This window comes from Pseudonocardia sp. N23 (genome assembly GCF_002583555.1).
Lineage (GTDB): Bacteria > Actinomycetota > Actinomycetes > Mycobacteriales > Pseudonocardiaceae > Pseudonocardia.
In genome coordinates this window covers 39,716-65,793 of sequence record NZ_BEGX01000137.1, presented here as the reverse complement: position 1 = coordinate 65,793, position 26,078 = coordinate 39,716, and the positions used below count along the sequence as shown (strand labels likewise).

Sequence of the window (26,078 nt, the reverse complement as noted above, 5' to 3'; positions counted from 1 at the left end):
ACAGGGCTACTCGGTGTGGTGCACCTCGGCCTGGTTGTAGACGGGCGTCGGGATGCCCTCCTGGCGGGCCTTGAGCTGCAGGGCCAGGTAGAGCGAGTAGTAGCGGGACAGCGCGAGGTTGCCGCCGTGGATCCACAGGCCCTCCTGGGCGGTGGGCTTCCACATGTTGCGCAGCTCGCCCTCCCACGGGCCGGGGTCCTTGGTGGTCGCCGAGCCCAGCCCCCAGACCTTGCCGACCTTGTCGGCCATGTCCTGGCCGATGATCCCGGCGGCGAGCTGGTTCATCGAGCCGTAGCCCGTCGCGTAGACGACGAGGTCGGCGGGCAGCCGGGTGCCGTCGCCCAGGACGACCTCGTCCTCGGTCAGCTCGGTGACCTGACCCTTGGCCAGCTTCACGTCGCCGCTCGCGACGAGCTCGGACGCGCCGACGTCGATGTAGTAGCCGGAGCCGCGGCGCAGGTACTTGAGGAACAGGCCGGATCCGTCGTCGCCCCAGTCGAGGTCGAAGCCGGCCTTCTCCAGCCGGGCGTAGAAGTCCGCGTCGCGTTCGGCGATCGCCTCGTAGGTCGGGATCTGGAACGTGTGCAGGATCCGGAACGGCAGCGAGGCGAAGATCGTGTCGCCCTTGAACGTGGTGACGCCGGCGGCGAGCGCGCGCTCGGAGTAGAGGTCGCCGACGCCGAGATCCATCAGTGAGTCGGACCGCACGATGTGGGTGGAGCTGCGCTGCACCATGGTGACGTCGGCGCCGGCCTCCCAGAGCGCGGCGCAGATGTCGTGGGCGGAGTTGTTCGAGCCGATGACGACAGCCTTCTTGCCCTTGTACTCGTCGGGCCCGGGGTGGGCGGAGGAGTGGTGCTGGTCGCCGCGGAACTTCTCGGCGCCGGGAATCTCGGGCACGACGGGCAGGCCGGAGGCACCGAGGGCGAGGACGAGCTGCTTCGGGTGGAGGGTGACCTCCTCGCCGTCGCGGTCGACGACGACCGTCCACTCGTCCCCGTCGCGGACGGCGCTCGTGGCGGTGGTCGAGCCCCAGTAGTTGAGCTCCATGACCTTCGTGTACATCTCGAGCCAGTCGCCGATCTTGTCCTTCGGCGAGAAGACCGGCCAGTTCTCCGGGAACGGCAGGTAGGGCAGGTGGTCGTACCAGACCGGGTCGTGCAGGGCGAGGGACTTGTAGCGCTTGCGCCAGGAGTCGCCGGGACGTTCGTTGCGCTCGATGATGATCGTGGGCACGCCGAGCTGGCGCAGGCGGGCACCGAGGGCGATGCCGCCCTGGCCGCCGCCGATGATCAGCACCTCGGGCTGCACGGTGTAGCCGAGCTCGGCGGCTTCCCGCTCGCGGTTCTCGGCCCAGGTCACGCGGTCGCGGAAGGCACCGTGGCGGACGCCCTGTGAGCGGCGTTCGCGGGCGGGTTCCTCGTGGCCCTTGAGCTCGTCGAGGGTGGTGAGCAGGGTGAACGCCTTGCCGCCGACGAGTCGCAGCAGCCCCGAGCCCCGGCCGACCTTCGTCTCGAAGGCGATCCAGGCGGTGATGACGCCGTCGGCCTCGGCGGGTTCCTCGGTGGCGCGGAAGCCGGCGGGCTCGACCTCGTCGAGGGTGGCGCGCAACAGGTCGGCGACGCCGGCGGGGCCCTCGACGGTCGTGATGTTCCAGGTGAACGAGACGATGTCGCGCCAGAAGCTCTCGTCGGCGAACAATGCCGCGGCGGCGTCGACATCTCGCGCGGTGAGCGCGTTCTGGAACGCGGTGAGCCATTCTTCGGTGGCGGTCGGGGCTGCGCTCGCGGTCTGTTCGACGGACTGGGTCACTCGTGGCCTCCTTGCCATGAGACGACTGTCGTTCCGCGTCCATTCAACCCGTCGGCGGGCGTCGGCGGCACCTCGCCGGACGATCAGTTCGCTTCCACCCGGGCACGAGCACGAACTGGAGACTTGACATATTCCCATATAGGTATACGTTTCGGACATGGCACGGGCGGCAACCACCACCGACGCGTTCAACGCGGTGGCCGAGCCGAGGCGGCGGGAGATTCTCGACCTCCTCGCGCGCGGCGAGCTCGCGGTGAACGACATCGTCGAGCGCTTGTGCGTCGCACAGCCCCTGGTCTCGAAGCACCTGCGGGTGCTCCGGGAGGTCGGCCTGGTCGACGTCCGCGACGAGGGACGCCGCCGGCTCTACCGGCTGAACCCCGTGCCGCTCAAGCCCATCCACGACTGGGTGCGCGCCTTCGAGCAGCTCTGGTCGGAGCGGTTCGACCGGATGGACGTCGTACTGGCACAACTGATGGAGGAGGAGTCCGATGGGTTCGGAGAACACGGCACTGGCCACCGACCACAGCGCGACGGTGACGCTGCAGGGTGACACCGGCATCGTCATCACCCGCGAGTTCGCGGCGCCCCGGCACCTGGTGTGGAAGGCCTACACCACGCCGGAGCTGATCAAGCGCTGGTGGAGCGGAGAGCGCGGCGAGGTCACGCTCGCCGAGGTCGACCTGCGGGTCGGCGGGCGGTGGCGCTACGTGATGGTCGCGGACGGCGGGTTCGAGGTCGGGTTCCACGGCGAGTACCGCGAGGTCGAGACGAACGAGAAGCTCGTCATGACCGAGGTGTTCGAAGGCATGCCCGACGGCGAGGCACTCGACACGGTCACGTTCACCGAGGTGGACGGCCGCACGACGCTGACGATGCTCGTCGAACACACCGAGGCGGCGCACCGCGACGCGCACATCGGGTCGGGTATGGAAGGTGGCATGCAGGAGTCGATGGACCGCCTCGAGCGGGTCGCGAACTCGCTGGCCTGAACCCCGGCGCCCGCCACCGCGGGGCGGCGGCCGGGGAGCCGTCTTGGCTCTGATGTCCTGAAACTACGGCACACCCAGCTCGGCGCGGGGCCGATCCCGGCGTCGTCGAACCCGGAGCGCCGGCGGCAGAACCTCGACGTGTTCGGCTTCGCGCTCACCGCCGACGAGATCGCCGCGATATCGGGCCTGGAGCGCGGCCGGATCCGGGACCAGGACCCGGCCGTGCACGAGGAGTTCCGACCCCTGTGGGTGGCGATGGTCGCCATGCGACCATCGCCCCCCACGACCTACCCGGCCAGCCGCTTCGCCGGGTCGACCGGTGCCGCACCGCCTGCCACGAGCGCGTCCGACCAGCGGTTCAGCTCCGCGGTGACGGCGCCGATGTCGTCCCCGATGGCGTCGACGACCGACTGCTGCATCGCGTCGGTCTGCTCCTCGAGGCCGTGCCGGAAGTCCTGGCCGGCAGCGGTCATCGCGCCCGACTCGTCGACGAGGTCACGGGCGCGCAGCCTCCCGACCGCGGCGTCCATCTGCTCGGCGCTCCAGCCGCGGGTCGCTGTGTACTCCAGCAGCGGGTAGCCGCAGTACAACTCGGTCAGGATGTTCATCTCCACCGGATCGAGCCCCGCGACGGCGCACACCGCGAGATGGGAGTCGCCGCGGTGCTCGCGCAGCTGGTTGCAGGCGTGCACGAGGGCGGCGAGGACGTCGGCGGGCCAGGGCTCGGCACGCAGCCCGGTGAACAACGGCCGCGACGTGGCGTCGGCGGCGTCGAGACCGCGGCGCAGGCCCGCCAGCACGGCGGCGGCGCGGGCGTCGAGATCCGGTTCGTCGGCGAGCACGCGGCGCAGGGTCGCGCCGGGCGCGGTGGTGCGGACGCGGACGGCGTCCGCCCGGCTGATCGCGGCGATCCCGGCCTCGTACTGCGGCGCGATGAGGTCGTAGGAGAACACCCCCATAGCGGTCACCGCGACCAGCGCGGCCGGCTCGCCCAGCGGGGCCGTGCGCTGGCGGACGTAGGCGACGAAGAAGTCGTCGAGACCCAGTCCGCGGTAGCCATCGGCGCTCTCCGCCGACCAGATCGCCTGCGACGCAAGGGGTTCGAACGCGTCGCGCAACGCCCGGGCGGGGCTCGCCCCCGCCACCGCAGGTGCCGGCGGCCGCTCCTGCGAGGGGGCGGCGAAGAACAGGTCACGCATCGTCGCGTAGTCCACGCCGGGATCGTGCCGTGGATCTCGCGCGACCGCCACCGGTCGTCCGGCCTACCCGCTCCGCCCCCGGTGCGCCGCCCGCTTCGTCCCGGGTGCGCAGTCCCGACGCAATGTTCACCGGAGGTTCCGCGGGACCGGGTCCGAGCGTTCGACCGGCCCGACGACGGCACACACCGGCTACTGGCGCACCATCGAGGCCGAGGTCCGCGAGCTGCACCTCGCGCCGTCCGGCGGCCGTGTACAGCCGTGCCTTGACATCCGTGGTGGCAGTCGTCGTCGCTCCCCGACATGACGGGAACTACGTAGCCGCGGCGGTCAGGGGCGGACGGACCCGGCCGCGAGCTCCGAGGCCAGCTCCGGGTGGTGCCGCTGCGCGACCTCCGGATGCGAGCGGAACCAGCCCTTGAGTGCGTTGTCGCCGAACCGCGGCAGCAGCGCGTTGTGCGCGGACTCGACGACACCCGGCGCGTTCGCGGCCAGCTCCGGGGCCAGTGGGACGGCGTCGAGTGTCGCGTCGAGCCGCGGCGACCAGAAGAACCCGGCCGACTGCCGCGTGGTGCCGGGAGCGCACGGCAGGACCCGGTGCACCGTCGACACCAGGTACCCGTGGGTGGCCACCTCGAGCATCTCGCCGACGTTGATCACCAGCGCGCCGTCGACCGGTGGGACGTCGACCCATTCCGTCGCGCGCGGTGGCCGCGCCTGCAGCCCGCCGGTGCCGTCCTGCAGCAGCAGCGTGAGGAACCCCCAGTCGGCGTGCGGACCGACGCCCTGGGCCTCCGGCCCGTCGGAGTCGGCGCCGACGTAGCGGATGAGCTTGCCGAACCAGTGCGGCTCGCCGGCGAAGGCGTCGGCGAACTGGTCCTCGGGCAGCCCGAGAGACGCCGCGACGGCGCGGGTGAGCTCCTCGGCGACCCGGCACATCAGGTCGGCCCAGGCCAGCACGACGGTGCGCAGTTCGGGCAGCGCGTCGGGCCACTGGTTGGGGCCCTCCAGCAGCCGGAAGGGCGCGTCCCACTCCTCCCGGGGACGCGCGGGCAGCTCGGGGCCGTAGTCGAGCTGCTCGCGGGCGTCGGGACGGCCGGCGGTGATCTCGTGCCCGAGCCGGGTGTAGCCGCGGAAGTGCGGGGACAGCCGGTTGTCCAGGACGAGCCGTTCCTGCGGTGGCAGCGCGAAGAACCGGCCGACGACGTCGGTGAACCCGGCGACCTGGCCGGGTGCGGCGCCGAAGTCGGTCAGTTGCAGGAATCCGACCTCGTGCAGCGCGGCGCGCAGGGCGCCGAGGAACTCGGGGTCGAACGTGCCGTCGGCGCCACGCGCCCGGTCGAAGGCCAGCACCGGGATGTCCATGCCGTCGAGGGTAGGTCGCCTGGTGCACGAACGGCACGGTCATGCCACTCGGTTCCGCGAGCCGGTCGGCGGCGACGGTCCGTCCCTACCGGACCCGGTCGCCGGAGCGCACCGCTCAGGCCGCGTCGGCGACCCGGACCGGGCCGCGGGCGGCGTCGGCGGTGAGCCGGCCCGACCAGCGTCGGCGGGCTTCGTCGAGACGGTCGAGCGCGGCGACGAGGTCGGAGCCCTGGTCGGCGGCGACGGCCCCAGCGAGGGTGTCCGGCCGGGCCTCGCGCAGCCGCTTCCCCAGTGGCCCGCAGGCCGCGGCGAACCGCTCGTAGCGTTCCGACCGGACGTCGCCGGCCAGCGGGATCGCGATGACCCGGGACAGCATCGTGGCGCGGTCGAGCATCGTCGCGGCGTGCGCGACCAGCTCCTGCGCCTCGGCGGTGCGGCCGTCGCGGACGGCCAGCGTCGCTGAACGCACGTCGTCGGCGAGGACGGTGAAGAGCATCTCCCGGGCCTGCAGGATCCGGACGAGCACGACGTCGTCGTGCTCCCCGGTGACGGGGTGCGCGGTCCGGGCGAACCACGGCTCGGCCGGGCCCCCCGGGAAGGCGGGGAGATCGACCTCGGCGAGCGGGGTCCGCGTCATGACGGCGACGAACCGCAGCGCGTGCCGGACCCGGCGACGGTGCCGGGCCGGGTCGGCTGCGTCGACGGCGCGTTCGTGGGCGACGACATCGGCGACGAGCAGGGTGGCCATCTCCTCGGCGGAGAGCGCGGCGGCGGCCCGGACCCGCTCCAGCAGCGGCAGCCCGAGGAAGGCCCCGGATCCGGTGAGGACACCGTCGAGGTAGTCGACGAGGAACGGGTCGCGGGTGGCGTCGCGGTCGGCGGCGAGCCGGGTGAGCAGCTCGGACGGGAGACCGCCGGTGCCGTGCCGGCGCACGAGGATGTGGAGCTCGGCCGGGTCGGTCCCGGGGTCGGTCTCCGGGTCGGCGTGCAGCATCGGGCACCGTCCGTTTCGTCGCTGTGGTCGTGTTCGCTCCACCCTGGCGGGCCCACGACGGCGGATCGATCGGGCAGCCCCCCGCACCCCGGGGGAGAACCCCCGGGACTCGCGGCTCAGCTGAAGACGACGTCGACGGACATCGGGCGGACCAGCGACAGGTACACCGGGCAGCGCTCGGTCCAGGCCCGGCGCATCGCGTCGACCCGGTCGGCGGGGCTCGGCGAGTCGATCGTGATCTCGATCGTCAGGCCGGTCAGGTCGGGCGCGGCGCCGTCGATCCCCAGCAGCGCAGCCAGGCTGCTCTCGCAACGGGCCGTCGCGGACAGCTCGGTGAGCTCGACGTCGAACTGCGGCGCGAGCGTAGAGGAGATGAAGGAGACAGCACACCCCGCGAGGGCGCCGAGCAGGTAGGCCGTCGGGCTGGGCGCGGTGCCGCCCCCGCCGACCGCGGGCGGCAGGTCGCACTCGAAGTTGAACGGGCCGGTCGAGAGCCGGGTGTGGCCGTTGGCCGCCGTGGCGGTGACGGCGGGCGTGATGCGGCCGGTGCCGGGGTCGGCGCTGAACTTCTCGACGGACTCGGTGATGACGGACATCTTCATTCCCCCTGTGTTCTTCGGATGCCGTCGACGCTATGAGCGCCGCGGGCCGGGGGAATCCGCGTCAGCACCCAACTCCGGGGTCGAGCGGCTGCGCGTACGCGTAGTCAGCGCGCGGCGAGCAGGGCGGCGACGGCCGCGGCCCGAGCCGAGCGGCCCGAGACCCCGAGCTTCGCGTAGGCGTTCTGCAGGTGCCGCTCGACCGTGCGCGGGCTCAGGGTCAGCGCAGCGGCGATGGCGTCGTTGTCGTGGCCCGCCGCGGCGAGGCGCAGGACGTCGCGCTCGCGGTCGGTCAGCGTCCGGACCGCCTGGGTCACGTCGGGCCGCGCCGCATCGGGGGCGACGAAGCCCGTGACCTCGCGCAGGAACACCGGCCAGGCGGGCTCGTCGGCGAGCAGGATGTGGTTCTCGCTCTCCAGCGCGACGAGCCGGGCACCGGGGATGCCCGCGGCGAGCTCGCGGGCGTCGTCGAAGTCGGTCATCCGGTCGCCGCGGGACTGGATCACCAGCGTCGGTACGTCGAGGCCGGGCAGCAGCGGGCGGACGTCGACGCCGTAGCGGCCACGGCGCGCCGCGATGCAGTTGGCGGCGGAGGTGGACATCTTGAGCAGGTCGTCGAGCCAGGTCATCTGCTCGGGCGTCGCGCCGGGGATCATCAGGCTGGTGAAGACGCGGCGGAACTCACTCTCCGGGCGCGCCCAGCCGACCCGGATCATGTGGACGAACGCCTCCTCCATCTCGGCGTCCTGATCGTCGACGATCGTCGCGGGGCTGCAGCTCGACAGGATCAGCCGGTCGACGCGGCCGGGATGGCGGGCGGCGTAGGCGATCGCGACGGGACCGCCCTGCGCCATGCCCAGCAACGTGAACCGGTCGAACCCGGCGTCGTCGACGACGGCCTCCAGGTCGGCGATGCGGGCCTCGAACGAGAAGTCGGAGACGTCCCAGTCCGACAGGCCGAAGCCGCGCTCGTCGTAGCGCAGGGTGGTCGTCGAGCGTCCGAGGTCCTCGACGAAGTGCCGCCACACCGGGCTCTGCCAGTCGTACTGCAGGTGCGAGAGCCAGCACGAGTTGATGACCAGCGGCGGGCCCTCGCCGTAGCGGGCGTGGGCGATCTTGACGCCGTCGGCGGACCGGCAGAACCGCACCTGTTGCGGCGGCGGTCCGGTGGGCACCGTCCGACGCTACCGGCCCCGCGGCGCTCGGACGACCCTTCGTGCGGGCAGGCCGCCTCGTCACCGGCGGCATCGTGCGCTCCGCGGATGGGCAGGAGGGGGCGCGCGGGTTCGCGGACCGCCGCGCGCCGGGTACACCGGCACCTGACGGTTCCTCGACGAGGAGGAGCGACGATGGGCGAGCCAGGCCTTGCAGGTGGTGCGCGAGCACAACGCACCGATGGAGATCGTCGGGTACCCGGTACCCGGTTCCCGAGCCCGGTGCGCTGACCCTCGCCGTCGACGTCGCGTCGGTGTGCGACACCGACGTCCACGGCCGGCAGATCACGCCGTACGCGACCGCCTGATCGGGATCACGCGCCGCTCGCCGTCGGCCGACAGGACGGCGCGGCGCGAGCGCCACGACAACAGGGAGCGGTCCGAGAGCCCGCTCAGGATCGACGCGACGCTCATGAACGACGCCACCGACAGGACCGACAGGAACGAGCCCGCCGACCCGATCGAGAGGATCGACCCCGTCGAGCCGATCGACAGGATCGACCCGCTGCTGCCGATGGACAGGATCGAGCCGCTGCTGCCGACCGACAGGATCGAGCCGTCACGTCCGGGCATGTGTCGTCCTCCTCGGGTCGGGCGCCGCTCCGTCGAGCGCCGCCTCTTCGTCTGCTGCGCCGGCGAGCTTGCTGCGCCGGCGAGTTGCTCCGCGCCTCGATCGCGTCGGTCTGCGCGTTCTCGTCCCGCAGCTCCAGCGCGGCCTGGGAGATCGGGCCGGCGACCAGCAGTCATCCCCCGAAGAACGCGCACCAGGCGATGAACCGCTCCACCGCCGCACCGTATCGGCCCGGGTGACACTCCGTGCATCCCCACCGGTTCCGGGTGATCCCTGGCGCACGGCCGGGGGTACCTGATCCGAACGGCCCCGAACGAACCGTACGCACCGCTAGCGTCCCAGGTGATCGACTTCTCGTCATCCAGGAGGACTTCCCGTGCCGCTCATCCGTCGTGCCCTCGCCGTCTCGGCCCTCGCCGCCGCGGCCGTCGCGACCCTCACCGCCGGCACCGCGCAGGCAGCGCCCGTGCAGGGCTCGTGGACCTGCGAGAACGGCGTGGCGACCGCGACGTGGGGGCATTACAGCAGCTCTGCGCCGGTCGACTGCGCCGCGCTGGCCGCCGCCGCAACCCAGCCCACCGCAGCCCAGCCCACCGACGCGCAGCCCGCCGCCGCGCCGGCCCACGCCACCCAGCCCGCCGACTCGGAGCAACCTTCCGACTCGGAGCAGCCCGTCGGCTGACGTTCGGCCGACACCGGACGGCGCCCGCATCCTCGGGGGAAGATGCGGGCGCCGTTCCGTGTCCGGACATCGCCGAGGGCGACCCGGCGCCGAGCTCGACACGAGGGCGGTTCTCGTCCCCCGATCCAGCCCTGGTGTCCGACTCGGCGGAGGGGCAGACTCCGGCGTCGTGAGCAGCCCGCAGGTCCGGGTACCCGGGGACGTCCTCGTGCACCTGCGCCGGGCCCGCGACCACATCGACAGGCACTACACCGAGCAGCTCGACCTCGGCGCGGTCGCAGCCGTCGCGGGGATCTCCAAGTTCCACTTCCAACGGCTCTTCACCGCCGCCTACGGCCTCTCACCCTCCGCGCACCTGTCGCAACGACGGGTCGAGCGGGCGCAGGACCTGTTGCGTGCCACCAACCTCACCGTCACCGAGGTGTGCCATGCGGTCGGGTTCTCCAGCCTCGGGTCGTTCAGCACCCGGTTCCGGGAGATCGTCGGGGAGACGCCGAAGGACTTCCAGCGCCGCTGGGCCGAGACGGGTGCGCCGCACATCCCGGGCTGCTGGGTGTTCATGTGGGGCCTCGCGGAGAAGAAACCGGGCGACTCCGCAATCCAGGAGAAGCCCGCCGACCCCGCGGGCTCATAGCCTTGGCCGCATGATCACCAACATCTCGATCACCAGCGTCTTCGTGAAGAACGTCGACGAGTCCAAGGCCTTCTACATCGACGTCCTCGGCTTCGAGGAGCACACCGACGTCACGATCGGCGACGGCTACCGGTGGTGCACGGTGAAGCACCCGAACCAGCCGGAACTGCAGGTCCACCTGACGGTGCCGGGCCCACCGTTCTCCCCGGAGATGGTCGAGGCGATCAAGCGGTCGCAGGACGGCGGCGGAATGAACGGCCTCGGCATGAACGTCGACGACTGCCGCAAGACCTACGAGGACCTGGTGTCCAAGGGTGTCGAGTTCATCAACCCGCCGGAGGAGCGGCCGTACGGCATCGAGGCCGTCGCCCGCGACAACTCCGGCAACTGGATGGTCCTGGTGGAGCCCCGCGAGTTCACCCCCGGCGACTTCTCCTGACCTCGCACGATCGGTGTGCGCGGGACATGGGCGTCATCGGTGACGCTCATGTCCCCATGTCAACCGGCGTCACGTCGAACACCCGGACCACGTCCTTGTTCTCCGCGACACCCGTCGCGGCATCGTAATGTGGACCTCACCACGCCAGGCTCGACGATTCCACGGGATGGGTGACCCCCGCTCGCGTGTTGAACCGACTGGCAGGCCCACGACGGAAGGAACCCGGACATGAGCCAGACCGAGAAGGCGATCCTCGCCGGAGGGTGCTTCTGGGGGATGCAGGACCTGATCCGCAAGCGCCCCGGAGTGGTCACGACGCGGGTCGGGTACACCGGCGGCGACGTCACGAATGCCACCTACCGCAACCACGGCACGCACGCCGAGGCGATCGAGATCGTGTTCGACCCGGCCGAGACCAGCTACCGCGAGGTTCTCGAGTTCTTCTTCCAGATCCACGACCCGACCACGAAGAACCGGCAGGGCAACGACATCGGTATGTCGTACCGGTCGGCGGTCTACTACGTGAACGACGAGCAGCGTGACGTCGCGCAGGACACGATCGCCGACGTCGAGGCGTCGGGACTGTGGCCGGGCAAGGTCGTCACCGAGGTGGAGCCGGCCGGCCCGTTCTGGGAGGCCGAGCCCGAGCACCAGGACTACCTGGAGCGCATCCCCAACGGCTACACCTGCCACTTCCCGAGGCCCGACTGGGTGCTCCCGCGTCGTGACGCGAGCACCACTGCCTGACCCGGTTCCTGTCGACGGCCCGTCCTGCTCCCGCGGGGCGGACCGTCGTCGTGTCCCCGGTCGCCCGCCCCGACGACGGTGAGCGTCAGGCCGGGTGCGCTGCCAGCTCGGCGGCGTGGCGGTGGCGGTGCCGCGGGCCGGCGTGGATCTGCACGGCGTAGACGACCCAGCCGATCACCGACAGCCCGAGCCACGTGATCAGCCGGTAGACGAGGACGGTCGCGGCCGCGGGACCGGCGCCCACCCCGGCCGCGACGAGGGCGCCGAGCAGGCCGACCTCGGCGAGCCCGGCCCCACCGGGCAGGATCTGCAGCGCGATGCTGGCCTGCACCGCCAGGAAGCCGAGCGCGAGCGGCACCCACAGCACGGGGATGCCGACGGCCGCCGCCGCCGCCGCGAGCGCCAGGTAGTCGAGTCCCCAGCTGACGGTGGCGAGACAGATGAGGACGAGCCACTGCGGCGCGGTGGGCCGGAGCAGGCCGATGCGGGCGGCGAGCCGGTCGGAGACGGCGTCGGGGTCGAGCGCCCAGACTCCCCGGCAGTGGCGGCACAGCCACGGCAGCCGGCGTCCGACGTGCAGCAGCCCGGTCAGCGCGCGGCGCAGCACGGCCGGGCGGGTGAGCACCGCCCACAGCCCGGCCGACCCGAGCGCGACGACCATGGCGAGCACCACCGCCGACCAGGGCGGGAGCCAGCCGGCGATGCCCGCGACCACCATGGCGACGACGATCAGCACGATCGTCGACAGCGCGCCGGGCAGAACCACCGACCAGGACGCGAGCGTCGCGTCGACGCCCCGGCGGCGCAGCCGGGCGATCGAGTAGGCCATCGATCCGGCGCCGCCGACGACGGGCACGGTGTTGGAGATCGCGTTCTCCGCGAACGTGATGGCCTGCATCTGCCCGACGCCGACAGAGGCGTCGGCGACGACGAGCAGCCGCCTGTGCAGCTCCCCGTAGAGGGCGAGCGCGGCAACGGCGAGGAGCGCGCAGACGCCGGTCCAGGTCCAGCTCAGGTCGGCCAGGGGGTCCCGCGCCGCGACGGCGGCGCGGACCAGGTCGGGCGACTGCCAGGCGAGGTAGCCGAGCGCGGCGAGCACGAGCGCCCAGTGCGCGATCGACCCGCCGTGCGTCGCGAGGGTGTGCAGCGCCGACCGCGGGCGGGTGGCTGCGGTCATCGCGTCCTCACCGGTCGTCGTGGCGTTGCGTCCACCGTCGTCCCGTCGCCGGTCGTACGCAAGCACATGTTCCGCGGCCCACTCCGCCGACGTCGGCGCTCACCCCCGCCGGGCGCGGACCAGCAGCACGATCGCGAACACACCTTCGGTCAGCCGCACCGCGCGGGTGCGGGCCTCGGCGTCGCCGGGCGCGAGGACGGGGCCGTCGCCGTCGACGGGCCGCGCCGACAGCACCCAGTCCAGGTAGGCGCAGCCGGCGCTCTCGAACTCGGCCCGCGTGCCGGAGTGGGCGGGCGAGAGGTGGATCGAGCATCCGCGACCCTCCTCGGTGACCGGGCCGGAGCAGCCGCCGCCGGTCAGCGCACCACCCAGCAGCTCGCGCATCAGTGCCGGCCCCGAGCCCTTGTGCTCGCCGAACGCGCGGATCGCACCTGTCCCGCGCGTGGGCGAGCGCGCCTCGTACGGCCCGTACCCGCCGTAGACGGCGTGCGGATCACCCGTGTACGTCCCGTCTCCGGTGACCAGCGCGTCCGCGGGCAACGGCTTCCCGCCGAACGACGCCACCCGCACCTCGCCCTCCGCGACCGACGACGTCGCGAATCCTGGCAGCGCGTGCACACCTCGGTGCGGGCCGACGCCCCTGTGAGTGGCGGCGCCGTGGCACGGGGCCGCAGGCGGCCGGACGTCTACGACTCCGCGCGGCTGATCTCGCGGCGCCGTGCGGCCTCCGCCCAGCGACGCTTCTCGTCGTCGGTACGGGGGACGTGTGGGCGGACGGGGACAGGCGTGCCGTCGTCGCCGACCGCAACCATCGTGAAGTAGCAGCTGTTGGTGTGCCGCACCAGGTTGCGCCGGATGTCCTCGGTCGTGACCCGGATACCGACCTCCATCGACGAGCGGCCGGTGTAGTTGACCGACGCCTGGAAGGTGACCAGCTCGCCGATGTCGATCGGCTCCCGGAACACGACGCGGTCCACCGACAGCGTGACGACGTAGGTCTGTGCGAAGCGGCTCGCGCAGGTGAACGCGACCTGGTCGAGCAGCTTCAGGATCTGCCCACCGTGGACGTGCCCGGAGAAGTTCGACATGTCCGGAGTCATCAGGACGGTCATCGACAGCCGGTGACGGCCCTCGTCGACGTGGGTCTCGGCCAGGGTCTCGGGCATGCCACTCCAGTCGTTCGTACCGTGACGACCCTAGGACGCCGAACGCGCGCGGGCGTCAGCGGCTCCGTCTGGTCGTCCGGGTCAGGGGAGGGCACTGCCGGCGGCGACGCTCCGGGGGCCGGCCGGACGAGGACCCGGCATAGACTTCGCCGACGTGGACACGGGACACCGCGATCGCCCACCCCTCAACGAGCTCGACGCTGCGATGAAGTCCTTGGACGCCTTGACGAGCGAGGTCCGCGGTCTCGGACCGGAGCCCGACGAGGGCACGGACCTGACGGGCATCTCGGACCGGATCGAGGCGCTCCATCGCACCGCCAGGCGCGAGAACCCGACCGGGACGGAAGCGCGCTGGCGACGCGTCGCCGACGACGCCGACAAGCTGGCCCGCCGCGTCGCGCGGCTGCAGCGGACGCCGGTCGACCCCACCCCGGCCCCTGCCCGGCCCGCCCCTGCCGCCACTCCCGCGCGGACCACGCGGCGCGCGTCGACGCCACGGCCGCCCGCGGAGCCCCACGGGCAGCGGTGGGTCCGGGCGGAGCCCGATGCCACGCTGCACCGGGTGATCTCGGGCCAGGCGCGCCGGACCATCTGCGGTCAACCGACGACACCCGGCCTGCCCGACCTGTCCGCCGACCCCGGGCGCCGCTGCCCGCTGTGCTCCATCGGGGACCCGAACGGCCGCTGACCCGGCCGCCGCCGGATCCGTTCCCGGCGACAGGCCGGGTCGGCGGACGGTCCCGGCGAACACCCCGGCGGTCAGCAGTGCCGCAGGTCGGGCGCGACCGTGACCGAGTCACGGTGCACGAACGACGAGCCGTTCGGGTCGCTGATGCGGAACCAGTAGAAGTTGCTGCTGCCGGCCGGCGTCTGTCCCTCGACGACGCACTGCACCTGCAGCGCCGTGTCCTTCGGGAGCGACGAGACCGGGGCGCTCTGGTTGGACGGGCTCGAGTAGGACGTCGTCGCGTGGGTGACGACCCCGTTCGGGCCCGCCGTCTCCGCCGCCGACGCGGCACTCGCCGTCGCGATCGCGCCCACGGCCAGAATCGCCACGACACCCCCGGTGACCAGTGTCTTTCGCATTGTCCTGCTCCGTTCTCTCCGTGTCGCCCGGCGTTTCCGGGCATGCGAGAACGATCTCCTGATCGGGGACGGCCCAGGATCGGTCGACCGGCCGACACGAGGGACCACAGCGGGGTCCCCCGATCGGCGGCGCACCGGGACACCGGTCAGGCGAAGAGGGCCGCCACCTTGACCTGGTCGTAGTAGCCGACGACCTCGACGATCTCGCCACCGACGACGCGCAGCAGCCAGCAGTAGCGCATCGAGTAGTCGAGGCCGTTGCGCCCCAGGCCGTCGACGCCGTCGAACTCGACGGTGGCCCACTCCCCGTCGACGATCATCCGCAGCACGCTCGCGCGGGGCCAGCGTTCGAGGCGGTCGTCGAGCTTGCGCCAGATGCCGTCGGCGTAGGCCTGCTTGCCGCGGAAGGTCCCGGAGACCGGGGACTCCCCGGTGGCGGTCCAGACGAGGTCCTCGGAGAGTGCGCCGAGGAACACTTCACCGGAGAACCCGCTCGCCGCGAGCCGATCGAACCAGTCGGTGAGGAAGGCCCGGGTCGCTGCTGTCGTGTCGTCGCTGCTCATGACCGGAGTGTGCGCGGGCCGCCTTCAACCGGGCTCCAACGCCGGCGGTCAGCGGGTCTCGGGGGTGGAGACGACGTGCATGGTGCCGTTGGCGAGCTGCGTCGACGACGCCAGCGGCAGCGGGAACGACTCGCCGTCGGCGAACACGCGTTGCCCCTTGCCCACGACGACTGGGTGCACGAGCAGCTTCAGCTCGTCGAGCCGGGCGCGGGGAGAACTCATCGCCCGGACTGCGGATCTTCTCGCATCCTCTCGCCGACGGCGGTGAGCAGGACGGATGCCTCCCCTGCCGACGTCGGGGTGTCGGCGTGCAACAGGTCCAGCAGTTCGGCCCGGGCGTCGGGTGTCCGGGGCCCGGCGGCGCCGACGAGGTCGACGACGTGTTCGAGCTGCAGCGCCACGGGCAGCCAGGCCGCGGCGGTGCGGGCGGGGTCGGGTTCGGCGAGGTCGCGTTCGAGCTGGGCGCGCCAGCCGTGGGCGGCCCGGTAGGCGTCGTCGGTGGCGAGCGCCGGGTCGGCGTCGGGCGGGAGCGCGATCCACCGGGCAAGGGTCTCGAGGGCGGCGGCGAACGTCCGCGGCTGGTCGGGGACCCCGCGCCGCGGCCACAGCAGCACGCCAGCGACGAGCGCGACCGCGCAGCCGAGGACGGTGTCGAGCAGCCGGGCCCAGGGCTCGACGCCGGGTGGGTCGCCGACAGCGATGCTGAACAGCGCGGAACCGGTGATGCCGACAACGGCGAGCCCGTAGAGGCGTGGGCCCGCGAACCCCGCCAGCCCGAGGGCGAGCGCGGCGGCGACGCACAGCCACAGCGGGGACGTCGTCACGGCGAGCAGGACGGCGACCGCGACGACACCGACGACCGTGCCGACCAGCCGGTGCACCGACCGGACGAGGACGGCGCCGTACTCGGGGCGCAGGACGACGGCGACGGTCAGCGCGATCCAGAAGGCGTGCTGCGGCGGGTGCAGGGCGAGCGCGAGGACCGTCGCGACGCCGACGCACAGCCCGATCCGCACGCCGGTCCGCAAGGCGTCGGGGGTGGTGGCGGCGCGGGCCGCGGCTCGGATCCGGGCGGCACGGGTGGGGACCGGCGGCGCGTCCGCCCGCCCGCCCGCGTTCCCCGACCGAATCCGACGGGCCCGGGTCCGCCAGGCCCGCGCGAGCTCCTCGGGGTCGTCGGAAGGGCCGGGTGCGACGGCGATCCGCGCGGCAAGGGTGGCGGCGTCGCGGGCCTCGGACCAGGCACCACCGAGCCGGTCGGCCACGACGTCGCCCCGGTAGCCGGCGACGGCCGCGCGGGCGTCGGCGGAGGCGAGCGCGAGCCGGTGCCGCGCGGCGTCGGCACCGGGGCCGCGCAGCCCGTCGAGGAGTTCGGCCGCGGCGTCGAGGACGGCCGCGACCGCCGCGCGCCGGTGCCGGTCCCGGTCGCGCAGCCCGCCCGCGAGGCTGAGCGCGAGCAGCACCGCGCTGCCGACGACGTAGGCCGCCACCGGCACCCACCAGGGCATCGGCAGCCGCCCGAACTGCGTGTAGGCCACGCCGATCACCGCCATCACGGCAGCGCCGGTCGACGCCGGCCCGATGCACCCGACCATCCCGGCCACCACACCGACGACGACAGCCGCGGCGAGCACCCACGGCGTCGTGTCGGGGACGAGCATCCCGACGGTCATGCCCGCGGCGGCGCCCAGGGTCTCGGCGGCGACCCGCACGGCACGGGCGCGGTAGTCGCCGCGGCCGACGAAGCTCACCGCGCAGGCGACACCGAGGTAGGCGATGCCGCCGACGCTCAGGTCGGCGAGCAGCGCGGACCCGCCGAGCACGAGGGCGGCGGCGAGTGCGGCCCGCAGCCCGGGACCGACCGCCCAGTGCCCGGGAAGCGGCGTCAGCGCTGCCCGCAGGGCGGCTCCCCGGCTCGTCGTCACACCTGTGTCGGCCACGCAGCGATCGTGGCAGCCCCGTCTCCAACACGGGTGGAGCCGGATTGAAGCGGTGTTGAAGGGGCCGCGCGGATGGTCGTGTCGTCGGGCCGGTGAGCGGCCCCACGAATCGGCAGGAGAGCCGGCCATGTCCACGACCATCGACAGCATCCCCACCACCTTCGAACCCGGAACCCCGGGTTACGAGGCGGCCCGCGCCGGCTTCGACCTCTCGGCGATCCCGGCCCCGGAGCTTGCGGTCTCCGCCCGCGACGAGGCCGACGTCGCCGCCGCGGTGCGGTTCGCCGCGGAGCGGGGCATGCCCCTCGGCGTCCGGACGACGGGCCACGGCCCGGTCCGTGGCGCCGACGGCGGCGTGCTCGTCGACACCCGGGCGCTGTCGTGGGTCACCGTGGACCCGACGGGCCGCACCGCGGTCGTCGGCGGCGGCGCGACGTGGACGCCGGTCCTGGCCGCGTGCGCCCCGTCGGGGCTGATCCCGTTGTGCGGGTCGTCGCCCGACGTCGGCGTCGCGTCCTACACGATGGGTGGGGGACTGAGCCCGCTCGGCCGCCTGCACGGCTGGGCGGCGGACATGGTGCGCCGGGTCCGGCTCGTCACCGCCGACGGCGAGGTCCGCGACGTCACCGCCGACTCGGACCCGGAGCTGTTCGCCGCGGTCCGCGGTGGTGGCGGCAACCTCGGCATCGCGACGGAGCTGGAGTTCGACCTCGTTCCCGGCGACGCGATGTACGGCGGCGGACTCTTCCAGCCGGGCGAGTGCGCCCCCGAGCTGCTGGCCACGTTCGGCCGGGTCACGGCGTCGGCACCCGACGCGCTCAGCCTGTCGGTGGCCTTCGTGACCTTCCCTGACCTGGACGTGGTGCCCGCCCCGCTGCGCGGCCGGTACGTCGCCCACCTGCGGGTCACCTTCGTCGGTGCCCCGGCCGAGGCCGAGCGGCTGATCGCGCCGCTGCGCGCGGTGGCGACGCCGATCCTCGACTCGGTGCGGCCGCTGCCGGTCCTCGAGTTCGGCACGATCCACGGCGACCCGGCCCGGCCGCAGCCCGTCAGCTCCGGCGGTACGGTCCTTCCGGCCTGGGACGACGCCGCGATCGAGGTCCTGCTCGGTGACATCGGCCCGGCCACCCCGCACATGCTGGAGCTGCGCCACCTCGGCGGCGCGCTGGCCCGCCCGGCAGCCGTCCAGGACTGCGTCGGGCACCGCGACGCCGCGTTCAACGTCTTCACCTCCGCCTACCCCGGCCCTGCCTTCGCCGACGCCGCCCGGCTGCAGACCGCCTTCCACCAGCGGCTGCTGCCGTGGAGCGGGGGCCGGTCCCTGTTCAACTTCACCTCCCGCCCCGACGGCGGTCCCATCGATCCCCGCGCGGTGTTCGAGCCGGCAACCCTCGCCCGGTTGCAGCAGGTCAAGGCCGCCGTCGACCCGCAGGGCCTGTTCCGGCCCGGCGTCGCGATCGCCGCACCCGCCCTCGCCGGGGTGTCGGCATGACGCCCGTTGGAGACGGATCGGAGCACCGCCGGGCACCGTCGTCGACACACGGACACCGGACACCACCTCCAGCCGGACCGGAGCTGCCGACATGACCACCGTGAGCATCTGGACCTTCGACACCCCCGCGGGTGCCGAGGTCGCGCTGCGGACCCTGGAACGGCTGCAGAACCGGCGCCGTCTCGTGATCGACGACGCCGCCGTCGTCGTCTGGCCGGCCGACGTCCGCCGGCCGCGGACCTACCAGGCGGGGACGGCCATGGGCACTGCCGCGTTGTCCGGCGCCTTCTGGGGTCTGCTGTTCGGGCTGGTGTTCCTGCTGCCGCTGGCCGGCACCCCGGACGGCGCCACCGGGCTCGCCCGCGTGGGCCTGTCCGACGAGCTCCTCGCCCAGCTCCGCGACCGAATCGCCGCGGGGACCTCCGCGCTGTTCCTCCTCAGCGGCGGCGCCGTACTCGATGATGTCCGCGAGGCGCTTGCGGGCCTGCACACCGACCTGCTCGTCACCACCCTCGACCACACCCAGGACAAGGCGTTGTACAGCGCCTTCGCCACCGACGACATCACCGAGACCACGGGAGCACACCGATGAACACCCCCGCAGACAGCATCCTGGTCGTCGGGGCCGGCCCCGTCGGGCTGACCGCCGCCTGCCAGCTCGCCCGCCTCGGCGTGGCCGTGCGCGTCGTCGACGCCCTGGCCGAGCCCACCACCGAGTCCCGTGCCGTCAGCATCCACGCCCGCAGCATGGAGATGCTCGCCGCGCTCGGCGTCATGCCCCGGCTGGAGGAGCGCGCCCGGCGCATCCCCGCCCTGGAGATGATCGACGGCCGGACCGGCACGGTCCGGGCCCGGCTCGACATCGGCGGGGTCCCGAGCCGCCACCCGTACATCCTCGACATCCCGCAGCCCGACACCGAGGCCGTGCTGGCCGAGCGGGCCACCGAGCTGGGGATCGTCGTCGAGCGCGGCGTCCGGCTCACCGCGCTCACCCAGGACGGCGACGGTGTCGACGTCACCCTGACCTCCCGTGACGGGGACGAGACGACGGCTCGCGTCGGCTGGGTCGTCGGTGCCGACGGCGGGCACAGCTCGGTCCGCTCGTTCGCCGGTGTGAAGCTGGAGGGCGGCTTCCGCGGCCAGCACTTCGCGATGGCCGACATCGACGTCGACACCTCGTGGGCCCCCGACGCGATCCGCATGTTCACCCACCACGACGGCATGGGCATCCTGTTCCCGTTGGCCGGGAAGCGGGCTCGGATCATGTTCATGGTCGACGACCCCGGCACCGGCGCCCCCGACCCGACGCTGGCGCAGATCCAGGCGCTGGCCGACACCCGGATGAGCGGCGACGTCACGATGAGCAACCCGCGCTGGCTGACCTGGTTCGAGGTCCACCACGCGCAGGTGCCGCAGTACCGGCTCGGGCGCGTCCTGCTCGCCGGCGACGCCGCGCACATCCACAGCCCCGCAGGGGCTCAGGGCATGAACACCGGCATCCAGGACGCCGCGAACCTCGGCTGGAAGCTCGCACTCGTCGCGCAGGGCCGGGCCGACGCCGCGCTGCTCGACAGCTACCACGACGAGCGGCACCCCGTCGGGGCGATGGTCGTGAAGAGCACGACGACGCTCACCGACATCGGCGCCGCGACCGGGCCGAAGGCGCACCTGCGCGACGCGGCGTTCTTCCTGGTCGGGCATCTGTCCCGGTTCGCGGGAGTCGCCGCCGACACGCTGACCGAGACCTCGGTCGCCTACCGCGACAGCACGCTGTCGGTGCACCACGGCCGCGCCGCGGTCAAGGCGGGCGAGCACGCGCCCGACCCCGACGGCCTCCCGGTCGCGATCGAGGACCTGCTGGCGACGACACCCGGCTTCCTGCTGGTCGTCGACGGGCCCGAGCACGAGGCAGAGCTGCGCAAGACCCTCGGCGACCTCGGCTCGGTCGTCGCCGCCGACGGCGTGCTCGCCCGCACCTACGGCTGGCCGATCGACGGCATGGCGCTGATCCGTCCCGACGGCTACCTCGGCCTCGTCGCCGACTCGGCCCACCCCGACGTCCTGCGCGACTACCTCTCGCGGACGCTGCGGATCGCGGTGCCGTCATGGAGCTGACCGTCCCGATGACGACCTGAGCCATCGGGACTTGCATTGGCGCCATCTTGGCGCCATGATGGCGCCATGGAACTCGGAGGATATGTCGACGGCCTCCGCCGCGAGCTCGTGGTGGCGGCGGAGGCGGGTGGCGACGAGATGCGTGCGCTCGCGGAGCGACTGCTGCCCGCACTGGAGTCGGCCACCCGGCTGACCTTGCTCGACGCGCTCTCGGTCGCCGCCGACGAGATCACCCGGGAGCTGGCTCCGGGCTCGGTCCACCTGCGGCTGCGAGGGCGCGAGCCGGACTTCGTCGTGTCCACGCCGACGTCCACACCCACCGTCCACGAGGCCGCAGCACCCGACGAACGACCGGTGAGCCAACCTGACGCCACCGATGGCGCCACCTCCCGGATCAACTTCCGGCCGCCGGAGACGCTCAAGACCCGGATCGAGGAGGCCGCCGGCCGCGACGGGACGTCGGTCAACGCCTGGCTCGTCCGGGCCACCACCGCGGCGCTCGACCCGGCGCCGGAGCGCAGGAGCCGCTCGCACGGCGGCCGGCTGACCGGCTGGGTGGGGTGACCCGATGACCGACCACGTCTTCGACACCCCCGGCCCGGTCCGGGTCACGATCGACCTCCCCAACGGCAACGTGCGGGTCGTCGCGAGCGCGCGGGCCGACACCCGGGTCACCGTCTCCCCCGCCGACCCCGACGCCGACACCACGACGCAGGTGTCCCTCCTCGACGGCGAGCTCGCGATCAAGGGCGCGCCGCAGCGCCGGTTCGGCTGGGCGCTCGACTGGCTGCGTGGCAGCACGGCCGAGAACGTCGAGATCGAACTGCCCGCCGGGTCCCGCATCGACGCGACCCTGGCCATGGGCGAGTATCGCTGCGACGGCCCGCTCGGCGAGTGCCGGCTGGCCACCCGCTACGGCGACATCCGTGTCGACGAGGCCGGACCGCTGCGGCTGGAGACGACCTACGGCGAGATCCACGTCGAGCACGCCCGCGGCGACGCCGAGATCATGACGGGTGCGGGCGACATCCAGGTCCGGACGCTCGACGGACCGGCGACGGTGAAGAACGACTACGGCGGCACCCGGATCGAGCACGCGGGCGGGGACCTGCAGGTCACCGGCCTCTACGGCGACGTCCGCATCACCCGGGCCGAGGGCGGCGTCAACGCCCGCACCGCCTACGGCGGCGTCCGCATCGACGACGTCGCCCGCGGTGTCGTCGACCTGACCACGACGTCGGGCGTCCTGGAGGTCGGCATCCGCGCCGGAACCGCGGCGTGGCTCGACGTGAGCTCCGCGTCGGGCCGGGTGCGCAACTCCCTCACGTCCCACGACAACCCCGATGGCTTCACCGACACCGTCGAGGTCCACGCCCACACCGACAGCGGCGACATCGTCGTCCGCCGCGCCTGACCGAGGAGAACCGATGTCCGCCACTCATTCCGATGCCGTCGCGGCGACCGGGCTGCGCAAGTCCTTCGGGACCGAGCTCGTGCTCGACGGCATCGACCTCGCCGTCCCCGCCGGCTCGATCTTCGCCCTGCTCGGACCGAACGGGGCCGGCAAGACGACGTCCGTCCACATCCTCACGACGCTAATGCCCGCCGACGGCGGCACGGTCCGCATCGCCGGTCACGACCTGGCCGACGAACCCGATGCCGCACGCCGGGCCATCGGCGTGACCGGCCAGTTCTCGGCGGTCGACAACCTGCTGACCGGGGAGGAGAACCTGCTGCTGATGGCCGACCTGCTCCACCTCGACCGGGTCGAGGGACGCCGGCGCGCCGCGGAGCTGCTGGAGCGGTTCGATCTCGTCGACGCCGCCGGCCGGGCTCCCGCGACGTACTCCGGCGGGATGCGCCGCAAGCTCGACCTGGCGATGACGTTGATCGGCGACCCGCAGGTGATCTTCCTCGACGAACCGACCACCGGCCTCGATCCACGGACCCGCCGCATGATGTGGGACGCGATCCGCGGACTCGCCGCGGGCGGCGTCACGATCTTCCTCACCACGCAGTACCTGGAGGAGGCCGACGAGCTGGCCGACCGGATCGCGTTGCTCGACCAGGGCCGGATCGTCGCCGAGGGGACCGCCACCGAACTGAAGCGGATGATCCCCGGCGGGCACATCAGCGTCCGGTTCACCGACCCGCGTGCCCTCGACGCGGCGGCCGGCGTGTTCGGCCGGGCCCGCCGCGACGACGACGCCCTGACCCTGGAGATCCCGGCCGACGGCGGCGTCGGCTCGCTGCGCGCCGTGCTCGACGGCCTCGACGCGGTCCGGGTCCAGCCCGACGAGCTGACCGTCCACAGCCCCGACCTCGACGACGTGTTCCTGTCCCTCACCGGCCGCGCCGGTGCGCCCGAGAAGGAGGCCGTCCGATGACGACCATGACCCACCCCCTGCGCGACTCGCGCACCATGTTGCGCCGCAACGTCCGCCGGATGCTCCGCTACCCGTCGCTGACGGTGATGCTCGTCGGGATGCCGGTGGTGTTCCTGCTGCTGTTCGTGTTCGTCTTCGGCGGGACGCTGGGGTCCGGCCTCGGCGGCCCGGCGGCCGGCCCGACCGGCCGCGCGGCCTACGCCAACTACGTCGTCCCCGGCATCCTGCTGATGACGATCGCCGGCGCGGTGCAGGGCACGGCGATCTCGATCGCGATGGACATGACCGAGGGCATCGTCGCCCGCTTCCGGACGATGTCGATCTCCCGCGCGTCGGTGCTGACCGGGCACGTGATCGGCAGCCTGCTGCAGACGTTCGTCGGTCTGGTCGCCGTCACCGCCGTCGCCCTCGCGGCCGGGTTCCGGCCGGAGGCGGGCGTCCCCGGCTGGCTCGGTGCGATCGGGCTCCTGGTGCTCGCCGGGCTGGCGATGATCTGGCTGGCCGTGGCGCTGGGGCTGAAGGCCAAGAGCGTCGAGACCGCGAGCAACACCCCGATGGTCCTGATGCTGCTGCCGCTCCTGAGCAGCGGCTTCGTGCCCACCGACTCGATGCCGACGGTGCTGCGCTGGTTCGCCGAGTACCAACCTTTCACCCCGGTGATCGAGACGCTGCGGGCCCTGCTGTCGGGGACCCCGGTCGGTGCGACGGGACTCGTGGCGGTCGGCTGGTGCGTCGTGATCGCGGGTGCGGGCTACCTGTGGTCGCGCCGGCTCTACGAGCGCGCATCGACGCGCCCGCGGGGCTGACCGCACACCCTGTGAGTGGCGCCGGTCATACGTCATCCGCATGGGTCATCCGGGGCGGGCGCGTCGTCAATAGCCTGACGCCGTGACCATGGTTCCCGCGAGCCGCCACGCCACGGCGGTCGAGGAGATCCTCGCGCACCTGCAGGGTGACGCTGCGCGGACCGTGCTGGTGAGCGGCCTGCCCGGCATCGGGAAGTCGACGACCGTCGGCATGGTCGCGGGACGGCTGGGCCGCACCCGCACGGTGGTGCAACGCGCCGAGGCCGACGACTTGAGCCGCAGCCGCCCGTTCGGGCTGATCTCGGGCCTGCTGGGGATCGAGGCCGCGTACCCGCCGCGGCCCGACACGGCCGACCGGATGGTCGAGGCGGCGGAGAAGCTGTGCGCCGAGGGCCCGGTCCTGCTGAGGCTCAGCCGAGGTGTGCCCGGACGACTCCGTTCGGTCGACACCCGCCGCGCCAGTCGAGGGCCGGCTCGACCCCGACAGCGTGTTCGTCGGACCCTGACGGATTCGTCGGACCTGACGACGGAGACCGAGCTCCATGCGCGCCACCCTGATCGCGACGACCTCGGCGATGGTCCTGCTCGTCCTCGATGACCAACGCCGCCCTCACCGAGAGCCGGAGAGGACCTCGTCATGATCGGGACGGGGCGCGGCGGCCCGTCAACGCCACGATCGGGATGATCGCCAGCGCGCAGGCCCCACCCGCGAGGGCGAGCGTCGGGAACCCGGCCGCGGCGACGACCAGCCCGGACGCCAGACCGGCGCCGGCACCCGAGACGGCGATGCCGACGTCGACGGTCCCCTGTGTCGTCGCCCGGCGTGCCAACGGCACCGAGTCGGTGATGATCGCCGTGCCGCTGACCAGTCCGAGGTTCCACCCCAGGCCCAGCAGCGCCAGCGCGACCGCGAGCAGCACGAGCGAGTCACCGGGTGCCAGTGCGGCCAGCACCCCGGCGACGAGCAGCGTCATCCCCGACGCCACCGCCACCACGACCCGCCCGAACCGGTCGACCAGGAGACCGCTGATCGGCGACGGCAGGAACATCGCCGCGACGTGGATCGCGATCACGAGTCCCGCGGCGCCGAGGCCGCGCCCGTGCGCGGCCATGTGGATCGGCGTCATCGTCATGATCGCGACCATCACCAGCTGCGTCAGGACCATGATCGACGCGCCCAGTACGACGCCGGTCGAGCTCCCGCCGTCGGCTGCGGGGTCGGGAGTGGCGCCGGCTGCGGCGGGCCCGGTCGCCCGTTGCCGCGCCAGGAGCAGCGGGTCCGGGCGCAGCAGCGCCCACAGCACCACCGCCGCGACCGCGTACGCGACCCCGGCCAGCAGGAAGGGCCCGGCCAGGCGCGGGATGCCCCACGCCTGCGCCAACGCGCCCATCGGCGACACCAGGTTGGGCCCCAGCACGCCGCCGAGCGTCGTCGACACCAGGACGACGCTCACCGCGCGACCCCGGCGCGCCGGATCGGCGAGGTCCGCACCGGCGTAGCGGGCCTGCAGGTTCGTCGCCGTCCCCGCGCCGTAGACGAGGAACGCCACGAACAGCAACGGCACGTTCCCGAGGACGGCGGCGACCACGACACCGGCGCACCCCACCGCCCCGACGGCATACCCGGCCGCGAGGCCCGCCCGCCGGCCGAGGCGGTCCGACAGCCGCCCGACGCCGGCCGCCGCGGCCGCGGACCCGATGGTGAACATCGCGGTCGGCAGGCCGGCCCAGCCGGTCGTGTTCAACATGTCCTGCGCCAGGAGCGCCCCGACCGTGATGCCCGCGGCCAGCCCCGCCCCGCTCAGGACCTGGGCGGCGACGAGCACCCGGAGGATGCGCCGCTGCTCCGGGGCTTCGGTGACGATCTCGTCCTCCTGCACGTCGGGTAGTGCGCGGTGCTGCGCGGGCCCGCGTGAGCGTACCTACGCGAACGGCCGCTCAGACGTCCGCGGCGTAGGTCTCGCCCGCCCGTTCCCGCAGCGCGAGGAGACCGTGAAGACCTCCCAGGGCCCGACGACGTCGAGCTCCTCCGCGCCGTCGAACAGCAGGACTCCGATGGTGCTCACGGGCTCGTCCCATCGCGTCGGCGACGCGGCGTCCA

31 protein-coding genes are annotated in these 26,078 nt (G+C 73.1%); 15 read left to right on the top strand and 16 right to left on the bottom strand.

Translation table 11 applies throughout. The features are described from left to right. Nucleotides 1-6: 6 nt before the first annotated feature. Nucleotides 7-1,812 carry an NAD(P)/FAD-dependent oxidoreductase gene (locus tag TOK_RS29905; protein ID WP_098961341.1) on the bottom strand — a complete coding sequence of 602 codons (1,806 nt, stop codon included), beginning with the start codon at nucleotides 1,810-1,812 and terminating at the stop codon, nucleotides 7-9. A 157-nt stretch (nucleotides 1,813-1,969) separates the two neighbouring features. Here TOK_RS29905 and TOK_RS29900 point away from each other — a divergent pair, with 157 nt between their 5' ends. Both TOK_RS29900 and TOK_RS29895 read left to right on the top strand, forming a co-directional pair. Beyond that, nucleotides 1,970-2,365, top strand: a complete 396-nt coding sequence (locus tag TOK_RS29900; RefSeq protein ID WP_098961340.1) for a helix-turn-helix transcriptional regulator — start codon at nucleotides 1,970-1,972, stop codon at nucleotides 2,363-2,365. Then, entirely contained in the window at nucleotides 2,304-2,804 is a 501-nt protein-coding gene (locus TOK_RS29895; RefSeq protein ID WP_098961339.1) for an SRPBCC family protein, read from the top strand. The genes TOK_RS29900 and TOK_RS29895 overlap by 62 nt, the downstream gene beginning before the upstream one ends. 287 nt (nucleotides 2,805-3,091) lie before the next feature. On the opposite strand, the gene TOK_RS29890 is transcribed toward TOK_RS29895, so the two are convergent. From TOK_RS29890 to TOK_RS29865, 6 genes are all read right to left on the bottom strand, one after another. Further along, nucleotides 3,092-4,018, bottom strand: coding sequence for a hypothetical protein (locus TOK_RS29890; RefSeq protein WP_098961338.1), 927 nt, complete (start codon nucleotides 4,016-4,018; stop codon nucleotides 3,092-3,094). Between the two features lie 312 nt (nucleotides 4,019-4,330). Beyond that, nucleotides 4,331-5,365: an isopenicillin N synthase family oxygenase gene (locus tag TOK_RS29885; RefSeq protein ID WP_098961337.1), complete on the bottom strand. Its 1,035-nt coding sequence runs from the start codon at nucleotides 5,363-5,365 to the stop codon at nucleotides 4,331-4,333. Nucleotides 5,366-5,480: 115 nt separating this feature from the next. Next, nucleotides 5,481-6,359: a hypothetical protein gene (locus TOK_RS29880; RefSeq protein ID WP_098961336.1), complete on the bottom strand. Its 879-nt coding sequence runs from the start codon at nucleotides 6,357-6,359 to the stop codon at nucleotides 5,481-5,483. 116 nt (nucleotides 6,360-6,475) lie between these two features. Then, the gene (locus TOK_RS29875) at nucleotides 6,476-6,961 is read right to left on the bottom strand and encodes an OsmC family protein (RefSeq protein WP_253258739.1); all 486 of its coding nucleotides are present in this window, start codon (nucleotides 6,959-6,961) and stop codon (nucleotides 6,476-6,478) included. A gap of 104 nt (nucleotides 6,962-7,065) precedes the next feature. Continuing rightward, complete coding sequence (locus TOK_RS29870) at nucleotides 7,066-8,133, bottom strand: alpha/beta fold hydrolase (RefSeq protein ID WP_098961335.1); 1,068 nt, start codon at nucleotides 8,131-8,133, stop codon at nucleotides 7,066-7,068. 324 nt (nucleotides 8,134-8,457) lie between these two features. Continuing rightward, nucleotides 8,458-8,745, bottom strand: coding sequence for a hypothetical protein (locus TOK_RS29865; RefSeq protein WP_098961334.1), 288 nt, complete (start codon nucleotides 8,743-8,745; stop codon nucleotides 8,458-8,460). A gap of 374 nt (nucleotides 8,746-9,119) precedes the next feature. On the opposite strand from TOK_RS29865, the gene TOK_RS29860 reads away from it, so the two are divergent. The 4 genes from TOK_RS29860 (at nucleotide 9,120) to msrA (ending at nucleotide 11,245) form a co-directional block, all read left to right on the top strand. Further along, the gene (locus TOK_RS29860) at nucleotides 9,120-9,425 is read left to right on the top strand and encodes a hypothetical protein (protein ID WP_098961333.1); all 306 of its coding nucleotides are present in this window, start codon (nucleotides 9,120-9,122) and stop codon (nucleotides 9,423-9,425) included. Between the two features lie 169 nt (nucleotides 9,426-9,594). Then, a complete protein-coding gene (locus TOK_RS29855; protein ID WP_098961332.1) occupies nucleotides 9,595-10,059 on the top strand; it encodes a helix-turn-helix transcriptional regulator in 465 nt (154 codons plus the stop codon). Nucleotides 10,060-10,069: 10 nt separating this feature from the next. After that, nucleotides 10,070-10,498, top strand: coding sequence for a VOC family protein (locus TOK_RS29850; protein WP_098961331.1), 429 nt, complete (start codon nucleotides 10,070-10,072; stop codon nucleotides 10,496-10,498). A gap of 228 nt (nucleotides 10,499-10,726) precedes the next feature. Further along, complete coding sequence (gene msrA, locus TOK_RS29845) at nucleotides 10,727-11,245, top strand: peptide-methionine (S)-S-oxide reductase MsrA (RefSeq protein ID WP_098961330.1); 519 nt, start codon at nucleotides 10,727-10,729, stop codon at nucleotides 11,243-11,245. An 85-nt stretch (nucleotides 11,246-11,330) separates the two neighbouring features. On the opposite strand, the gene TOK_RS29840 is transcribed toward msrA, so the two are convergent. From TOK_RS29840 to TOK_RS34575, 3 genes are all read right to left on the bottom strand, one after another. After that, entirely contained in the window at nucleotides 11,331-12,422 is a 1,092-nt protein-coding gene (locus TOK_RS29840) for a lysylphosphatidylglycerol synthase transmembrane domain-containing protein (RefSeq protein WP_141566620.1), read from the bottom strand. Nucleotides 12,423-12,521: 99 nt separating this feature from the next. After that, nucleotides 12,522-13,040 carry an Ldh family oxidoreductase gene (locus TOK_RS29835; protein WP_253258738.1) on the bottom strand — a complete coding sequence of 173 codons (519 nt, stop codon included), beginning with the start codon at nucleotides 13,038-13,040 and terminating at the stop codon, nucleotides 12,522-12,524. 68 nt (nucleotides 13,041-13,108) lie between these two features. Beyond that, entirely contained in the window at nucleotides 13,109-13,588 is a 480-nt protein-coding gene (locus TOK_RS34575; protein ID WP_098961327.1) for an acyl-CoA thioesterase, read from the bottom strand. A 154-nt stretch (nucleotides 13,589-13,742) separates the two neighbouring features. On the opposite strand from TOK_RS34575, the gene TOK_RS29825 reads away from it, so the two are divergent. Next, the gene (locus TOK_RS29825; RefSeq protein ID WP_098961326.1) at nucleotides 13,743-14,276 is read left to right on the top strand and encodes a hypothetical protein; all 534 of its coding nucleotides are present in this window, start codon (nucleotides 13,743-13,745) and stop codon (nucleotides 14,274-14,276) included. Between the two features lie 71 nt (nucleotides 14,277-14,347). On the opposite strand, the gene TOK_RS29820 is transcribed toward TOK_RS29825, so the two are convergent. From TOK_RS29820 to TOK_RS29810, 4 genes are all read right to left on the bottom strand, one after another. Beyond that, complete coding sequence (locus tag TOK_RS29820; protein ID WP_098961325.1) at nucleotides 14,348-14,674, bottom strand: hypothetical protein; 327 nt, start codon at nucleotides 14,672-14,674, stop codon at nucleotides 14,348-14,350. 146 nt (nucleotides 14,675-14,820) lie between these two features. Next, nucleotides 14,821-15,237, bottom strand: coding sequence for a nuclear transport factor 2 family protein (locus TOK_RS29815; RefSeq protein ID WP_098961324.1), 417 nt, complete (start codon nucleotides 15,235-15,237; stop codon nucleotides 14,821-14,823). 48 nt (nucleotides 15,238-15,285) lie between these two features. Continuing rightward, nucleotides 15,286-15,459 (bottom strand): hypothetical protein, encoded by a 174-nt coding sequence (locus tag TOK_RS33090; RefSeq protein WP_172457867.1) that lies wholly within the window; start codon nucleotides 15,457-15,459, stop codon nucleotides 15,286-15,288. Beyond that, nucleotides 15,456-17,177, bottom strand: a complete 1,722-nt coding sequence (locus tag TOK_RS29810; protein WP_172457866.1) for an FUSC family protein — start codon at nucleotides 17,175-17,177, stop codon at nucleotides 15,456-15,458. The genes TOK_RS33090 and TOK_RS29810 overlap by 4 nt, the downstream gene beginning before the upstream one ends. 127 nt (nucleotides 17,178-17,304) lie before the next feature. Between TOK_RS29810 and TOK_RS29805 the strand changes: the two genes are divergently transcribed. The 8 genes from TOK_RS29805 (at nucleotide 17,305) to TOK_RS29770 (ending at nucleotide 24,575) form a co-directional block, all read left to right on the top strand. Then, nucleotides 17,305-18,669 (top strand): FAD-binding oxidoreductase, encoded by a 1,365-nt coding sequence (locus TOK_RS29805; protein WP_172457865.1) that lies wholly within the window; start codon nucleotides 17,305-17,307, stop codon nucleotides 18,667-18,669. 91 nt (nucleotides 18,670-18,760) lie between these two features. Continuing rightward, the gene (locus TOK_RS29800) at nucleotides 18,761-19,261 is read left to right on the top strand and encodes a DUF1269 domain-containing protein (RefSeq protein WP_098961321.1); all 501 of its coding nucleotides are present in this window, start codon (nucleotides 18,761-18,763) and stop codon (nucleotides 19,259-19,261) included. After that, entirely contained in the window at nucleotides 19,258-20,784 is a 1,527-nt protein-coding gene (locus tag TOK_RS29795) for an FAD-dependent monooxygenase (protein WP_098961320.1), read from the top strand. Before TOK_RS29800 ends, TOK_RS29795 begins: the two co-directional genes overlap by 4 nt. A gap of 66 nt (nucleotides 20,785-20,850) precedes the next feature. After that, complete coding sequence (locus tag TOK_RS29790) at nucleotides 20,851-21,348, top strand: hypothetical protein (protein ID WP_098961319.1); 498 nt, start codon at nucleotides 20,851-20,853, stop codon at nucleotides 21,346-21,348. 4 nt (nucleotides 21,349-21,352) lie between these two features. Beyond that, on the top strand, nucleotides 21,353-22,198 hold the full coding sequence (locus TOK_RS29785; RefSeq protein WP_098961318.1) for a DUF4097 family beta strand repeat-containing protein: 846 nt from the start codon (nucleotides 21,353-21,355) through the stop codon (nucleotides 22,196-22,198). A 13-nt stretch (nucleotides 22,199-22,211) separates the two neighbouring features. After that, nucleotides 22,212-23,171 (top strand): ATP-binding cassette domain-containing protein, encoded by a 960-nt coding sequence (locus tag TOK_RS29780; RefSeq protein ID WP_098961317.1) that lies wholly within the window; start codon nucleotides 22,212-22,214, stop codon nucleotides 23,169-23,171. Continuing rightward, entirely contained in the window at nucleotides 23,168-23,977 is an 810-nt protein-coding gene (locus TOK_RS29775; RefSeq protein WP_098961316.1) for an ABC transporter permease, read from the top strand. The genes TOK_RS29780 and TOK_RS29775 overlap by 4 nt, the downstream gene beginning before the upstream one ends. A gap of 82 nt (nucleotides 23,978-24,059) precedes the next feature. After that, nucleotides 24,060-24,575, top strand: a complete 516-nt coding sequence (locus tag TOK_RS29770) for an ATP-binding protein (RefSeq protein WP_141566618.1) — start codon at nucleotides 24,060-24,062, stop codon at nucleotides 24,573-24,575. 37 nt (nucleotides 24,576-24,612) lie between these two features. Here TOK_RS29770 and TOK_RS29765 read toward each other — a convergent pair whose 3' ends face one another. After that, the gene (locus TOK_RS29765) at nucleotides 24,613-25,857 is read right to left on the bottom strand and encodes an MFS transporter (protein ID WP_253258737.1); all 1,245 of its coding nucleotides are present in this window, start codon (nucleotides 25,855-25,857) and stop codon (nucleotides 24,613-24,615) included. Nucleotides 25,858-25,899: 42 nt separating this feature from the next. Then, nucleotides 25,900-26,043, bottom strand: a complete 144-nt coding sequence (locus TOK_RS33640; RefSeq protein WP_216362153.1) for a hypothetical protein — start codon at nucleotides 26,041-26,043, stop codon at nucleotides 25,900-25,902. Between the last annotated feature and the right edge of the window lie 35 nt (nucleotides 26,044-26,078).

What these genes read in the sequence shown, in the direction of transcription:
- TOK_RS34575 (WP_098961327.1), bottom strand. Translation starts at nt 13,588, where the DNA reads ATGCCCGAGACCCTGGCCGAGACCCACGTCGACGAGGGCCGTCACCGG.
- TOK_RS29775 (WP_098961316.1), top strand. Translation starts at nt 23,168, where the DNA reads ATGACGACCATGACCCACCCCCTGCGCGACTCGCGCACCATGTTGCGC.
- TOK_RS29840 (WP_141566620.1), bottom strand. Translation starts at nt 12,422, where the DNA reads ATGACCGCAGCCACCCGCCCGCGGTCGGCGCTGCACACCCTCGCGACG.
- TOK_RS33090 (WP_172457867.1), bottom strand. Translation starts at nt 15,459, where the DNA reads ATGAGTTCTCCCCGCGCCCGGCTCGACGAGCTGAAGCTGCTCGTGCAC.
- TOK_RS29875 (WP_253258739.1), bottom strand. Translation starts at nt 6,961, where the DNA reads ATGAAGATGTCCGTCATCACCGAGTCCGTCGAGAAGTTCAGCGCCGAC.
- TOK_RS29790 (WP_098961319.1), top strand. Translation starts at nt 20,851, where the DNA reads ATGGAACTCGGAGGATATGTCGACGGCCTCCGCCGCGAGCTCGTGGTG.
- TOK_RS29880 (WP_098961336.1), bottom strand. Translation starts at nt 6,359, where the DNA reads ATGCTGCACGCCGACCCGGAGACCGACCCCGGGACCGACCCGGCCGAG.
- msrA (WP_098961330.1), top strand. Translation starts at nt 10,727, where the DNA reads ATGAGCCAGACCGAGAAGGCGATCCTCGCCGGAGGGTGCTTCTGGGGG.
- TOK_RS29820 (WP_098961325.1), bottom strand. Translation starts at nt 14,674, where the DNA reads ATGCGAAAGACACTGGTCACCGGGGGTGTCGTGGCGATTCTGGCCGTG.
- TOK_RS29815 (WP_098961324.1), bottom strand. Translation starts at nt 15,237, where the DNA reads ATGAGCAGCGACGACACGACAGCAGCGACCCGGGCCTTCCTCACCGAC.
- TOK_RS29805 (WP_172457865.1), top strand. Translation starts at nt 17,305, where the DNA reads ATGTCCACGACCATCGACAGCATCCCCACCACCTTCGAACCCGGAACC.
- TOK_RS29780 (WP_098961317.1), top strand. Translation starts at nt 22,212, where the DNA reads ATGTCCGCCACTCATTCCGATGCCGTCGCGGCGACCGGGCTGCGCAAG.
- TOK_RS29900 (WP_098961340.1), top strand. Translation starts at nt 1,970, where the DNA reads ATGGCACGGGCGGCAACCACCACCGACGCGTTCAACGCGGTGGCCGAG.
- TOK_RS29795 (WP_098961320.1), top strand. Translation starts at nt 19,258, where the DNA reads ATGAACACCCCCGCAGACAGCATCCTGGTCGTCGGGGCCGGCCCCGTC.
- TOK_RS29865 (WP_098961334.1), bottom strand. Translation starts at nt 8,745, where the DNA reads ATGCCCGGACGTGACGGCTCGATCCTGTCGGTCGGCAGCAGCGGCTCG.
- TOK_RS29885 (WP_098961337.1), bottom strand. Translation starts at nt 5,365, where the DNA reads ATGGACATCCCGGTGCTGGCCTTCGACCGGGCGCGTGGCGCCGACGGC.
- TOK_RS29850 (WP_098961331.1), top strand. Translation starts at nt 10,070, where the DNA reads ATGATCACCAACATCTCGATCACCAGCGTCTTCGTGAAGAACGTCGAC.
- TOK_RS29800 (WP_098961321.1), top strand. Translation starts at nt 18,761, where the DNA reads ATGACCACCGTGAGCATCTGGACCTTCGACACCCCCGCGGGTGCCGAG.
- TOK_RS29785 (WP_098961318.1), top strand. Translation starts at nt 21,353, where the DNA reads ATGACCGACCACGTCTTCGACACCCCCGGCCCGGTCCGGGTCACGATC.
- TOK_RS29895 (WP_098961339.1), top strand. Translation starts at nt 2,304, where the DNA reads ATGGGTTCGGAGAACACGGCACTGGCCACCGACCACAGCGCGACGGTG.